A 13,225-nucleotide genomic window follows, 5' to 3' on the forward strand; every position below is an offset into this window, starting at 1 on the left:
CATGCCGACGGCTTGGGGTTAAGATGCGCGGCTTCTGACGCAGCCTTTTCTGCGCAAACTGCCCTATTAAGCCCTTCACCATGCCCTTTGAACTCAGTGTCGACCTGACCACCCTGGCGGTGCTCGCCGTTGTTGCCTTTGTTGCCGGATTCATCGACGCCATCGCCGGTGGTGGTGGTTTGCTGACCACCCCGGCGCTCATGACCGCCGGTTTGCCGCCGCATCTGGTCCTGGGCACCAACAAGCTCAGCTCCACTTTTGGTTCGGCGACGGCCAGCTTTACCTTCTACCGACGCAAGTTGTTCGATCCGCGCCAATGGGTGCATGCGCTGGTGGGGACTGCGGTCGGTGCAGTGATCGGCGCGGTGGTTGCGCATTATCTGCCCGCTGAATGGCTGAACCAGATGCTGCCGGTGATCGTATTTGGCTGCGGCCTGTATCTGTTGTTCGGTGGTACGCCCAAGGCACCACTGGACAGCAATGCCCCGATCAAAAAGAAGTGGCAGCTGCCCCAAGGTTTGGGTCTGGGCTTCTACGACGGCGTGGCTGGCCCAGGCACCGGCGCTTTCTGGACGGTCAGCAGTTTGTTGATCTACCCGCTGGATCTGGTCAAGGCCAGCGGCGTGGCGCGCAGCATGAACTTCGTCAGCAACGCAGCGGCGCTGTCGGTATTCATATTTTCCGGCCAGGTGGACTGGCCGATTGGCCTGACGATGGGCACGGCAGTCATGGCAGGCGCCTATTTCGGGGCCAAAAGTGCGATCAAGGGCGGTGCAAAGTTCATCCGCCCGGTGTTTATCACTGTCGTCCTGGGTTTGACCGTTCGCCTAGCATGGCAACACTGGTTCGGCGGTGCCTAAGCGCCGCGCCACATAGGAATCGATCAGGTAGCGAGCAATGGACCGGCTGGCCGGCAGCGGCGGCAGATCGTGGATGTTGAACCAGCGGGCATCTTCGATTTCGTCGGCCTGAGGCACGATGTCGCCGCTTTCGTATTGCGCGTGGAAACCCAGCATCATCGAGTGGGGAAACGGCCAGCACTGGCTACCCATGTAAACGATGTCCTTGATCTTGAGCTGCACTTCTTCCATGACCTCCCGATGAACGCAGTCTTCCACCGACTCTCCCGGCTCGACAAACCCCGCCAGGGTGCTGTAGACGCCGGTGACGAAACGCGGCGAACGGGCCAGCAGCACTTCGTCACCCCGGGTGATCAAGACGATCATGCTCGGTGAGATGCGCGGGTAGAAACGCAGGTTGTCCTGCGCGCAGTACATTGCTCGCTCGCCCGGCACTTGTTGGGTTGGCTGGCCGCAATTGCCGCAAAAACGATGCTCGCGAGCCCAGGTGCTGATCTGCGCCGCATAGCCAAGCTTCTGGAACACAGCAAAATCACCTTCCAGCATGAACTGCCGAAGTCCCTGCCAGCGACAACCGTCGATCTCCACCGCGCCCTTGAGCACCAGCAAGAACACCGGCTCGCCATCGAAATGGCCGATGCCGTGTTCGCCAATGACCGGCAGGTCCTGGGCTTTCAGCCATTCACGGGGGAACATCACACCGTTGTCGTCCAGCAGGAAACCTTGCTCGCCGTTGACCACCGCCCAGCCGCCCGTTACCTCGGTATCCAGCACAGCGGTACTCCAGCGTTTAAGGCTTGTCATGGAACCCTCCCTTCACTCAATTCTCGAATATCGGTTTCTGCTTGCTCATGTGCGCGACCATGGCCAGCTTCAGATCCGCTGATTGCAGCATGGCAGCGTTCCAGATAGCAACGTGTTCGAGACCGTCATCGATCCGGTGGTCGCGCATGTAGGTGAGCATTTCCTTGGTGCCGGCAATCGCAATGGGTGACTTGGAGGCAATTTCACGGGCGATGGCGAACACACCTTCGAGCAACGCCGGCAGATCTTCGAAAGTTTTGTTGACCAGGCCAATGCGCTGCGCTTCATCGGCCAGGACAGTGCGCCCGGTGTAAGCGAGTTCACGCATCATGCCGTCACCAATGATGCGCGGCAGACGTTGCAAGGTGCCGACATCCGCCGCCATGCCCATGTCTATCTCGCGGATGGCGAATTTCGCATCTTCGGCGGCATAGCGCATGTCGCATGCGGAAATAAGGTCGATGGCACCGCCCAGGCAATACCCCTGAATCGCTGCCAGCACCGGCTTTCGGCAGTTGTCGACGGCAGTGAAAGACGCCTGCAGTCGCAAGATAGTGCGGCGCAGGGTGCGTGCGTTACGCCCGACGTCTTTGCCCAGCTCATTGGCCAGTGACGCGAGCATCATCAAGTCGATGCCTGAGGAAAAGTGTTTTCCGGCACCGCTGAGCACCACCACGCGCACGTCGTCGGTGTCGTCGATCCACTGGAAGATCTCGATGATTTCGGACCAGAACGCAGCGTCCATGGCGTTGACCTTGTCCGGTCGATTGATCTGTACGTGAGCGATGTGCTCGTTAACTTCAACGACAAATGCTTGATAGTCGGGCACGGGTGACTCCTTGAATGGCGACTTTTATTGTTGGCGACGGCGCAATTATTGTTGGTGACGGCGCAATGTCAGCCGACAGACTATAACAAGGCTTAATGGCCGCTCGGAAGGCGATGGTTGCGCCATTTCCCGGACCCGCAATTGGGTCGGTCCGTGGAAAAAGCCGAGGCTGTCAGGCGAAATTATGAACCGCCGATTCGCCCAGTGGTCCAGTAACAAGTAACCGGTCTTCACCCCGCAACAAGCAGTACGCGGTCCTGCCAGCCAACCGGCGCCCTGCAGAACCGCGCGGAATTTTCTCAGGTCGCGAGAGGGCGATTCTTGATTACATCAAAAGCAGCAACCGGCATCGTGGGTCTTGACGACATTCTTTCTGGAGGTCTGTCTCGACGTCATGTGTTTCTCCTCGAAGGAGAACCCGGAACAGGTAAAACCACCGTTGCGTTGCAATTTCTTCAGGCCGGAGCGCTCGCCGGGGAAGTCTGCCTGTACATCACGCTATCGGAAACGGACCTTGAGTTGCGCGAAGGCGCGACGTCCCACGGTTGGGAGCTGGGTGAAAACATCGTCATCTTCGAGCTGACGCCACCGGAAAGCCTGCTCAATGCCGAGAATCATCAGAGTCTGCTGTATTCCTCGGACCTGGAACTGGGCGAAGCAACGCGGCAAATTTTCGAAGTGGTCGAACGCGTCAAACCAACCCGGGTGGTTATTGACAGCCTTTCCGAGATTCGCTTGCTGGCGCAAAGCTCGTTGCGCTATCGCCGGCAAATTCTTTCCATCAAACATTACTTTGCGCGCTTTGATGCAACCGTCTTGCTGCTGGATGACCTGACGACCGAAGCCCTGGACAAGACCGTGCACAGCGTTGCTCACGGTGTGATTCGCCTCGAAGAGCTCAACCCCAATTACGGTGCCGAACGTCGTCGTTTGCGCGTCGTGAAATACCGTGGCCAGAAGTACCGGGGCGGTTTCCACGATTTCACGATCATGGCCGACGGTATTCACGTGTTCCCGAGACTGGTCGCGGCTGAACATCGCAATCAATACAAGCGAGAGGTGGTTTCCAGCGGCATCGCCGAGCTGGATTCGCTATTGGGAGGCGGTATCGACAGCGGGTCCAGTACCCTGATCCTCGGCCCGGCCGGCACCGGTAAATCGCTTATCTCCATGGTTTTCGCGGCGGCTGCGGTTGCGCGCGGCGAACGTGTCGGCCTGTTCATCTTCGATGAAGAAATGGGCCTGCTGTTCAACCGCATGAACAAGCTGGGTATTGACCTGGCTGCATTGCAGGAAACCGGCAATCTGCTGATCGAGCAAGTGGACGCGGCGGAACTGTCCCCCGGCGAGTTCGCCCATCGGGTACGCAGTTGCGTGGACAGGAAGCAGATCAAGACCGTTGTCATCGACAGTATCAACGGCTATCAGGCAGCAATGCCTGAAGAGAATGCGTTGGTGCTGCACATGCATGAGCTGTTGCTCTACCTCAACCGCCAAGGTGCATCGACGTTCATGACTGTCGCGCAGCACGTCCTGGTAGGCGACATGCGCGCCCCGGTAGACATCACCTATCTGGCCGACAGCGTGATTCTGCTGCGTTACTTCGAAGCCATGGGTCAGGTTCGCCGCGCAATCTCAATCATCAAAAAACGCACCGGCACTCACGAATCGACCATCCGCGAATATCGCATCAGCAGTGCTGGTCTAAAAATCGGCGCGCCGCTTGAGGCGTTTCAAGGCGTGTTGCGCGGTGTTCCTCACTACTTTGGCGAGAACAATCCGTTGCTGCCGGATGACGAGGTGTGAGTACGCCAGGGCTGCTATCGGAACGGGCTATCATTCTCGCTCCCCGTGGACGTGACAGCCAGATCGCACTGGCGATTCTGCAGGAAGCAGGATTCCCTGCCATGGCGACGTCGAACCTGCTCGAGTTGAGCAAAGAACTCAGTTCGGGCGCGGGCATGGCGATCATTGCCGACGAGGCGCTGCGCGGTGCCGACATCAGCACGCTGCTTGAAACGCTCAAGCGCCAGCCTGCCTGGTCCGACATTCCCATTGTCTTGCTGACTCACCATGGCGGGCCGGAACAGAACCCGTCGGCGTACCTGGGTGCGCTGCTGGGCAACGTGACCTTCCTGGAGCGCCCTTTTCACCCCGCAACTCTCGTCAGTCTGGTGACGACGGCTATTCGTGGCCGCCGCCGGCAATACGAAGCCCGGGCACGCATGGAAGATCTGCTGGAAAGCGAGCAGCGCCTGCAAAACGCCCTGAAAGCGGGCAGATTAGGCTCGTGGCAGCTGGAGGCGGAGTTTTTGACCCTGACCTGCTCGGCCATCAGCAAATCGCATTATGGCCGGGACGAAGACGCCACTTTCGCTTACGCCGATTGGCTGGACTCGGTCTACGCCGAGGATCAGCCACGTATGCAGTCGGCCCTGCAACGCAGTCTCGATTCGGGTGACGATTTCATTATTGAGTACCGCAACGTCTGGCCCGATGGCTCATTGAACTGGGTTGATGTGCGCGCCAGAGCAATCCGTGCCAAAAATGGCAGGGTTAGTTCGCTGGCAGGTGTTACCTCTGATATCAGTGAGCGCAAACAGGCAGAAGACGAGTTACGACGCCTTAACGAAACACTGGAACAGCAGGTTGAAGAGCGCACCTCGCAGCTGCGCCATAACGAGGAAGTGCTGCGCCAGTCGCAGAAGATGGAAGCGGTCGGCCAGCTGACTGGCGGCATCGCCCACGACTTCAACAACATGCTGACCGGCATCATCGGCAGTCTGGAGTTGCTGCGCAGACGCCTTGCGCGCGGGCGTACCGAGGATCTGGACAGCCTGATCGATCTGGGTGTGACCTCAGCCAACCGTGCCGCCGCCCTGACCCACCGTTTGCTGGCCTTTTCCCGTCGGCAATCGCTGGATTCCAAACCGGTGCAAATGAATCAGCTGGTCAATTCCATGGGCGAGCTGATTCATCGCAGCCTCAACGAAAGCATCCACCTGGAAATGCGCCTCAACGAACAATTGTGGACCGCCGAGGCTGACCCCAATCAACTGGAAAGCGCCCTGCTCAATCTGGTACTGAACGCCCGTGATGCAATGCCCGACGGTGGCCTGCTGTTGGTCGAAACCTTCAATCAGCGTCTGGACCGGTCGTTTACCGATGCCCATGAGAATCTCCTGCCCGGCGACTACGTCGTGCTCAGCGTCAGCGACACCGGCTACGGCATGCCGGACACGGTCATCAGCCGCGCCTTCGACCCGTTCTTCACCACCAAACCCATAGGTCAGGGAACGGGGCTTGGGCTGTCGATGATCTATGGCTTCAGCAAGCAATCCCATGGCCACGTGTCGATCAAGAGTGAAGTGGGCAACGGCACGACGGTGCAGTTGTTCCTGCCGCGCTTCAAGGGCGAACAAACTCAGGATGATCTTGCCTATGAAACCAATGCGACCCAGGCGAACGCCGGAGAGACGGTACTGATCGTCGAAGATGATCCGGCGGTACGCGCGCTGGTCAGCGAAGTGCTCAGCGAATTGGGTTACCAGTTTTTGGTTGCCGGAGCAGCGGATACCGCCGTGCCGATTCTGGAGTCCGGGCAACGCATTGATCTATTGATCAGCGACGTCGGCCTTCCCGGCATGAACGGGCGTCAGTTGGCGGAAATTGGTCGGCAGCTGCGACCGGGACTCAAGGTGCTGTTTATTACCGGTTATGCCGAGCATGCCGCCGTGCGTGCGGGATTCCTCGACGATGGCATGCAAATGATTACCAAGCCGTTCGCCTTCGATCATTTGACGGCCAAGGTTCGGGAAATGATCGAGGCCTGATGTACGCGCCTTGCAACGCCATGGACCTGGCAGTCAGTGGCGTTGTTGCGACACAGGTGACAGGTGTTCACGAAAGCAGGCTTTGAATCTGGGAATGCAGACTGTCCATGGTGAACGGCTTGGCGAGGATCGGGGCCTTGAAAGCAATCGGGCTGCCTGAATCGATTATTTCCGCTGGATAACCACTGATAAAAATAACCTTCAGTTCGGGTCGCAGTTTGACTGCGGGCTCGGCAATCATCACCCCGGAAATACCGCCAGGCAGCCGATAATCGGTAATCATCAAATCGAGGTGAGGCTTGGTTGCCAGTATTTCAAAAGCTTGCTCGCCATTTTCCGCCTGCAACACGCGATAGCCCTCACCTGACAGATAATCGGCGAGCAGCATTAAAATCAGCGGTTCGTCTTCGACGATGAGTACGACATTTTCTGCATCAGAGCTCATTGGATTGCCTTCGATCTATAAATAGCTGCCATTACGACCGTGCAGCGTCCTGTAGGTTGCGCGAATATCGGATTAATCTGCCCGGCGCCTCGATCCGCTTAAAGCGGCAGGCATACGCGGAACAGCGCGCCTTGACCTTCCTCGCTCTCGACGGTGATCGTCCCGCCATGGGCCGCGACGATTTGATCAGAGATGAACAAACCAAGCCCCAGTCCATGCACGGCATGACTGGCGGAAACCCGTTCGAATTGCTGGAAGATGCGCTTCTGGTTTTCCGGGCTGATACCGATACCTTCGTCGCGCACATCAACCCGCGCCTGGCCATCTTCGCTGTACACGCAAACGCGGATCGGCTTGCGCGCGCCGTAGCGCAAGGCATTGGTCAGCAGGTTTGCGACCACTTGTTCGATGCGAAACTCGTCCCAGACGCCGATCACCGGATCGTCAGCGGTAAAGCTAATGGTCGACCCGGCCGCAGAAGTTTGCGCGGAGAAGCTTTCCAGCAGATTGCTGACCAGTTCCACCAGATCGAATGGGCTGGTACGGATCGACAACTTGCCGGTGCGGATGCGGGACACGTCAAGCATGTCTTCGATCAGGCGAATCAGGCTTTGAATCTGCCGTTCGTCACGATCGACCATCGCCCGCAGTTTCTCCAGCGTGAACGCGGCCAGATTGTCCTTGGCCAGGTGCAATTTGCGCAGCTGGGTTTCCAGGATCAGCCCGTTCAGCGGCGTTCGCACTTCGTGGGAGACGATCGACATGAAGTCATCGCGCATGCGCACCGCGTGTTCGAGCTCGTTCTGCGTGACCTGCAACTGCTTGAGCAACGCCTCCTGTTCCTGGCGGCTTTGTTCAAGCTCCTCGACCTGTTCCTTCATGGCCTTGCGCTGGCGATACAGATCGACAAACACGTTGACCTTGCTTTTGACCGCGTGGATATCAAGGGGTTTGTGCAGGAAATCCACCGCGCCGCTTTCGTAGCCCTTGAACGCGTAGTTGAGCTCGCGACCGGCTGCACTGACGAACACGATGGGAATGCTCTTGGTACGTTCGGTACTGCGCATCAGCTCTGCCAGTTCAAAACCATTCATCCCCGGCATCTGCACGTCAAGAATCGCCATGGCGAATTCGTGTTGCAGCAGCAAAGACAGCGCTTCATCCGCCGACAACGCCTTGAACACCGCACGATCCTCGCGCTTGATCAGCGCTTCGAGGGCCAGCAGGTTTTCCGGCAGGTCATCGACGATCAGCAGTTTGGCCTCGATATGACTCAACATGCGATTCTTTCCAGCTCGATCAATAGTTGGCCGATGTCCTGCAAAGGCAGCAGATAGTCAGGGCTGTGCAAAGCGAGCGCCGCTTCGGGCATGGTGCGCGCCTGAGCCTGATTCGGATCCTGTACCACGGTCATCCCCCCTCCCTGCTTGATATACGCCAGACTTGCGGCACCATCGTTATTGGCTCCCGTCAGCAATATGCCTGCCAGCCGGGGGCCGAAGGCGTCGCCGGCCGAACTGAACAGAATGTCGATACTGGGTCGCGAATGAAACACCCGGTCTTCCTGGCTCAGGGAAAGACTCAGATCAGTTTCCACCGACAAGTGATAACCCGGTGGCGCGAAATACAACGTGCCGGGCACGATACTTTCCTTGTCGTCAGCTTCCTTGACCGGAATCGGCAGACGCGCCTGGAACACCTGAGCCAGCTGGCTGCGGCGCTCTTCAGACACATGTAATACCGTGAGGATCGGCAAGCGAAAGCCGGGTTTGATCGCGCTGAAAATCTTCAACAAGGCTTCAACACCGCCCGCCGACGCGCCCACGACAATCGCGTCGACCACGGGTAGCACTTGTTCAGTCAATTCGCCGCTGCTGAAAGTTGTCTTCATGACTTGCGGTAGATCCGTTCCTGTTTCACCAAAGCCTCGAAACTCTTGCTGTAACCAGAAAAATCCAGGGTTTCCTTGCTGCCCAATACCAGAAAGCCGCGATGACAAAGCGACTCGTGGAACAACCCGAACGCTCGGTCCTGAAGTTTTTTATTGAAGTAAATCAACACATTGCGGCACGAAATCAATTGAGTTTCTGAGAATACGCTGTCGGTGGCAAGGCTGTGATCGGCAAACGTCACGTTCTCACGCAGGGTCTTGTCGAAAATGGCGTATTCATAGGCACCGGTGTAGTAATCGGAAAACTCCCGCTGGCCGCCCGCCTTCAGATAGTTCTGGTTGTAGGCGCGAACATTCTCCAGGGAAAAAATGCCCTGCTTTGCTTTTTCCAGGGATCTGGGGTTGATGTCGGTGGCGTAGATGATCGTGCGGTCCAGCAGACCTTCTTCACGCAGCAGAATGGCCATCGAATAGACCTCCTCCCCCGTGCTGCAACCGGCGATCCAGATTTTGATCGACGGATAGGTTCTGAGCAACGGCACAACTTCCTGACGAATCGCCAGAAAATGCCCTGGGTCGCGAAACATCTCGCTGACCGGAATGGTAAGAAACTGCAGCAGCTGCATGAATGCCGCCGGATCGTGCAACACCCGCTCCTGTAAGGCAGAAATGGTCGAGCAGTCGAACTGACGCAACGCATGGTTGACCCGTCGCTTGACCGACGCGCCGGAATAATCGCGAAAGTCATAGCTGTATTTGAGATAAATCGCCTCGATCAGCAGGCGTAACTCTATCTCGGTATTTCGATCTTGATGCATAGCTCAATCCGGTGATGAAGACGAAAGCTCAAATTTGGCCGCGAGAACTCAAATACGTTCCATTTTCGGCAACCAGACGCGGATCAGTGAAAACAGGCGATCCAGGTCGATAGGCTTGGCCAGATAATCATTGGAACCCGACTGCAGGCAGCGTTCCTGATCGTCCTTCATGGCTTTGGCAGTCACCGCGATAATTGGCAGCTTGCGCCAGCGAGGATCCTTGCGGATCTCGGTAGTCGCTTCATAGCCATCCATCTCCGGCATCATCACGTCCATCAGGACCAGATCGATATCTTCGACTTCATTGAGCTTGCTGATCGCCTCGATACCATTCCTGGCGATCTCGACGACCGCGCCCTTGTGTTCCAGCGCGCTGGTCAGGGCGAAGATGTTGCGTACATCGTCATCGACCACAAGAATCTTGCGGCCTTCAAACACTTTGTCGCGGCTGCGCGCGGTCTTGAGCATTTTTTGCCGCTCGTTGGACAGCTGCGATTCGACCTTGTGCAGAAACAGCGTCACTTCATCGAGCAGGCGCTCCGGCGAACGCGCGCCCTTGATGATGATCGAGCGCGAATACTTCATCAGCTCGGCTTCTTCATCGCGGGTCAGGTTGCGCCCGGTGTAGACGATCACCGGCGGGAAGGCGCAGATCTCTTCGGTGGACATGCGTTTGAGCAGGTCATTCCCGAGCATGTCCGGCAGCTTGAGGTCGATGATCATGCAGTCGTAGACATTGTCGCGCAGCAGATCGAGGGCATCCTGGGCAAAACCCACCGCAGTGATTTCAATATCATCATCGCCGATCAGGCGCGCGATGCTGTCACGCTGCAAGGCGTCGTCTTCGACCAACAGGATGCGTTTGACCTTCTGGGTCAGCTTGGCTTCGAGCTTGGCAAAGACATCCTTGAGTTCTTCGCGGGTGGTTGGCTTGACGGCGTAGCCTACTGCGCCCATGTGCATCGCTGCTTCCTGGCGATCCTCTACAGAAATAACATGGACCGGAATATGTCGGGTCGAGGCCAGTTCCTTGAGGCGCTGCAAGACAGTCAGGCCTGAGTGATCCGGCAGGCGCATGTCCAGCAAAATCGCGTCCGGTACAAATTGCGCGGCCAGATTGAAGCCGTCGTCGGCTGCGTGGGCGACCAGGCAGTGGTAGCCCAACTCATGGGCCAGATCGAACAGAATCTGCGCGAACGCCACTTCGTCTTCGATAACCAGGATGCAGCGCTTGGTGAACGGCCCCTTGTCGCGGTCATCGGCGAAGCTGGCAACCGGTTGGGTCATCGTTGCTGCGGCAATCGGCGCAACCGGAGCAGGCGAGAACGATGACACACGCGCAACATGAGCCACGGGCAGCGGTGCGGCCACGACCGCAACGGGTTCCTGGCCATACTCCAGCTGAACCTGCTCAACGTACTGTTCCGGCAGGACCAGGGTGAAAATGCTGCCCTGCCCTGGCGCGCTGGTCACGCTGATCGAGCCGCCAAGCAACGCAGCCAGATCCCGGGAAATCGACAGTCCGAGACCGGTGCCGCCGTAACGGCGATTGGTCGTACCGTCGGCCTGACGGAACGCCTCGAAGATGCTCTGCTGTTGCTCTTCGGCGATGCCGATCCCTGAATCACGCACAGTAAAGACAATGCCTGCGCCGGGCTGCCGGGACACGATCATGCTGACCATGCCGGTTTCAGTGAACTTGATGGCATTGGAAAGCAGGTTTTTCAGAATCTGCTCCAGACGCTGGCGGTCGGTGTACAACAGCGTCGGCGCGCCCGCCTGCAACTCGACATGGAAGTCCAGTTTCTTGTCGTTGGCCAGTGGCTCGAACATCGAGCGCAGGCCTTCAACCAGACGCGCCACGCTGCTGTTTTCCGGACGCATGTCGAGCTTGCCGGCCTCGACTTTGGAAATATCCAGAATGTCATTGATCAGGTTGAGCAGATCGTTGCCCGCCGAATAGATCGACTCGGCAAACTTGACCTGCTCGGCCGTTAGGTTTTCCGTCGGATTCTCGGCCAGCAACTTGGCCAGGATCAGCGAGCTGTTGAGCGGCGTGCGCAACTCATGGGACATGTTGGCGAGGAATTCGGACTTGTATTTGCTGGAGCGCTGCAGTTCATCGGCACGGGCTTCGAGTTCGATCTGGGCGATGTGCAACTCTTCGTTGTTGCGGTCCAGGGCGTCGCGCTGATCCGACAACGCCTGGCCTTGCTCGGCCAGCTGCTCGTTGGTCTGCTCGAGCTCGGCCTGCTGGGTTTCCAGATGCGCCTGGGATTCCTTGAGAATTCGCGACTGCTCTTCAAGCTCTTCGTTGGCGGTGCGCAATTCTTCCTGCTGCACTTGCAGCTCTTCGTTGAGCTGTTGGGTTTCCGCCAGGACCTCCTGAAGACGCTGGCGATAGCGCGCAGCTTCAATGGAGGTGCCGACGTTGTCGGCGATCAGCTCCATGAACTCGACGTCCTGGTCGGTCAACGGACGCAGGAAACCCAGTTCGATAACGCCATTGACGTGATTGTCGTTGCTGGTGGGGATCACGACCACACTGCGCGGCGAGCCCTCGCCCAACCCGGACGTGACCTTGAAGTAGTCAACCGGTACGTCTTCAAGCTTGATGATCCGCTTATGAAGGGCGGCTTGGCCGACGATGCCTTCACCGCTGTAGATCGAATGTTCCTGGTTTTCCTGTTCCCGGGAAAACCCATAGCTCGCCACGCGTTTGAGGCCGCCGTGGTCCTGACTGACATAGACCGCCGAAACCGCAGCGCCCAGGTACTGTGCAAAAAACTGCAATACGTTGGAGCCAAGCATGCCCAAGGTCAACTGCCCCAGCACTTGTTCGGCCAGCTCACTCTGGCCGTTACGCAGCCAGGCGATTTTCTGCAGGCGCTCGGCGTTGGCTTCCTGAAGCTTGAGGTTGTTGGCGTAGCTGGTGGACAAGGCGACCATGTCCCTGCGGCCAACAAACGCCAACAGGCCACTGACGCTCAAGACGAATATCAGATACAGCGCCGTAGAAAAAACCGTGGTTCGCGTGACGTTATCGTTGCGCGCCAGGCGCAGCTGCTGCTCGGTCGCAACAAACTGCTCGTATTCGTTGCGAATTTCATCGGTCAGGCGTTTACCGCGTCCGGCCTGGACAGCCGCCGAATAGTCGCCGTTCTGCCGCCGAAGCGAGATCATTTCCAGCGCGTATCTGTTCCACTCATCCTGCAGCGCGGTCAGACGCTTGAGACGGTCGACCTGAGGCGGGTTATCGGCGACCAGCGCTTCCAGACCCTTGAGCTCGGCGGTAACCCCGGGGTTGGCGATTTCGTAAGGGTCCAGGAAATGCTCATCCCCCGTCAGCAGATACCCGCGCATACCGGTTTCCATGTCGATGGACAGCTTGAGCGCGCGGTTGGTGTTGTTGATCACCCGGTCGGTATGTTCGACCCACTGAATCACGGACAGCAGGTAGGTGATCAGACCGATAAAGAAAACCGCGCTGATCACGCCGACGCCCAGAGGCAGACTGACGTTGCGGCTCAGCAGTTTACGGAAACGTTGCTCATCGACGGTAGACGGATGGATCATGAGAAGTCCCAGGCGATATATCAAAACGTTGGAGTTTGCCGCAATCTTTAGTAAAAGACTCTCATTTCTGATACATCGGGTTGAAATTTCAGAACTTTTGCAACGATTTTTCACCAGATAGCCAATGGATGTCACCATTAGACGGGTGACGCCCTTCAAATGGAGGTTT

10 protein-coding genes are annotated in these 13,225 nt (G+C 57.7%); 3 read left to right on the forward strand and 7 right to left on the reverse strand.

Annotation, left to right across the window (positions count from 1 at the left end):
• The first annotated feature begins 80 nt into the window (after positions 1–80).
• Positions 81–860: a TSUP family transporter gene (locus tag AABC73_RS15830; RefSeq protein WP_341519998.1), complete on the forward strand. Its 780-nt coding sequence runs from the start codon at positions 81–83 to the stop codon at positions 858–860.
• On the opposite strand, the gene nudC is transcribed toward AABC73_RS15830, so the two are convergent.
• Both nudC and AABC73_RS15840 read right to left on the reverse strand, forming a co-directional pair.
• Entirely contained in the window at positions 828–1,664 is an 837-nt protein-coding gene (gene nudC / locus AABC73_RS15835) for an NAD(+) diphosphatase (protein WP_341519999.1), read from the reverse strand. The two genes, AABC73_RS15830 and nudC, sit on opposite strands and share 33 nt — an antisense overlap.
• A 16-nt stretch (positions 1,665–1,680) precedes the next feature.
• A complete protein-coding gene (locus tag AABC73_RS15840; protein ID WP_341520000.1) occupies positions 1,681–2,493 on the reverse strand; it encodes a crotonase/enoyl-CoA hydratase family protein in 813 nt (270 codons plus the stop codon).
• Positions 2,494–2,814: 321 nt separating this feature from the next.
• Here AABC73_RS15840 and AABC73_RS15845 point away from each other — a divergent pair, with 321 nt between their 5' ends.
• Both AABC73_RS15845 and AABC73_RS15850 read left to right on the forward strand, forming a co-directional pair.
• The gene (locus AABC73_RS15845) at positions 2,815–4,299 is read left to right on the forward strand and encodes an ATPase domain-containing protein (RefSeq protein ID WP_341520001.1); all 1,485 of its coding nucleotides are present in this window, start codon (positions 2,815–2,817) and stop codon (positions 4,297–4,299) included.
• Positions 4,296–6,326 (forward strand): response regulator, encoded by a 2,031-nt coding sequence (locus AABC73_RS15850; protein ID WP_341520002.1) that lies wholly within the window; start codon positions 4,296–4,298, stop codon positions 6,324–6,326. Before AABC73_RS15845 ends, AABC73_RS15850 begins: the two co-directional genes overlap by 4 nt.
• 67 nt (positions 6,327–6,393) lie before the next feature.
• On the opposite strand, the gene AABC73_RS15855 is transcribed toward AABC73_RS15850, so the two are convergent.
• The 5 genes from AABC73_RS15855 to AABC73_RS15875 form a co-directional block, all read right to left on the reverse strand.
• Complete coding sequence (locus tag AABC73_RS15855; protein ID WP_065835568.1) at positions 6,394–6,771, reverse strand: response regulator; 378 nt, start codon at positions 6,769–6,771, stop codon at positions 6,394–6,396.
• Between the two features lie 98 nt (positions 6,772–6,869).
• Positions 6,870–8,051, reverse strand: coding sequence for a hybrid sensor histidine kinase/response regulator (locus AABC73_RS15860; RefSeq protein ID WP_341520003.1), 1,182 nt, complete (start codon positions 8,049–8,051; stop codon positions 6,870–6,872).
• Positions 8,045–8,662, reverse strand: coding sequence for a chemotaxis protein CheB (locus tag AABC73_RS15865; protein ID WP_341520004.1), 618 nt, complete (start codon positions 8,660–8,662; stop codon positions 8,045–8,047). Before AABC73_RS15865 ends, AABC73_RS15860 begins: the two co-directional genes overlap by 7 nt.
• Complete coding sequence (locus AABC73_RS15870; protein WP_341520005.1) at positions 8,659–9,480, reverse strand: protein-glutamate O-methyltransferase CheR; 822 nt, start codon at positions 9,478–9,480, stop codon at positions 8,659–8,661. The genes AABC73_RS15865 and AABC73_RS15870 overlap by 4 nt, the downstream gene beginning before the upstream one ends.
• Before the next feature lie 48 nt (positions 9,481–9,528).
• A complete protein-coding gene (locus AABC73_RS15875; RefSeq protein WP_341520006.1) occupies positions 9,529–13,056 on the reverse strand; it encodes a response regulator in 3,528 nt (1,175 codons plus the stop codon).
• Between the last annotated feature and the right edge of the window lie 169 nt (positions 13,057–13,225).

This window comes from Pseudomonas sp. G.S.17 (assembly GCF_038096165.1).
Lineage (GTDB): Bacteria > Pseudomonadota > Gammaproteobacteria > Pseudomonadales > Pseudomonadaceae > Aquipseudomonas.

Excerpts from the sequence above, each read along its gene's own strand:
- AABC73_RS15855 (WP_065835568.1), bottom strand. The coding sequence starts at position 6,771 with ATGAGCTCTGATGCAGAAAATGTCGTACTCATCGTCGAAGACGAACCG.
- AABC73_RS15870 (WP_341520005.1), bottom strand. The coding sequence starts at position 9,480 with ATGCATCAAGATCGAAATACCGAGATAGAGTTACGCCTGCTGATCGAG.
- AABC73_RS15865 (WP_341520004.1), bottom strand. The coding sequence starts at position 8,662 with ATGAAGACAACTTTCAGCAGCGGCGAATTGACTGAACAAGTGCTACCC.
- AABC73_RS15860 (WP_341520003.1), bottom strand. The coding sequence starts at position 8,051 with ATGTTGAGTCATATCGAGGCCAAACTGCTGATCGTCGATGACCTGCCG.
- AABC73_RS15830 (WP_341519998.1), top strand. The coding sequence starts at position 81 with ATGCCCTTTGAACTCAGTGTCGACCTGACCACCCTGGCGGTGCTCGCC.
- nudC (WP_341519999.1), bottom strand. The coding sequence starts at position 1,664 with ATGACAAGCCTTAAACGCTGGAGTACCGCTGTGCTGGATACCGAGGTA.
- AABC73_RS15875 (WP_341520006.1), bottom strand. The coding sequence starts at position 13,056 with ATGATCCATCCGTCTACCGTCGATGAGCAACGTTTCCGTAAACTGCTG.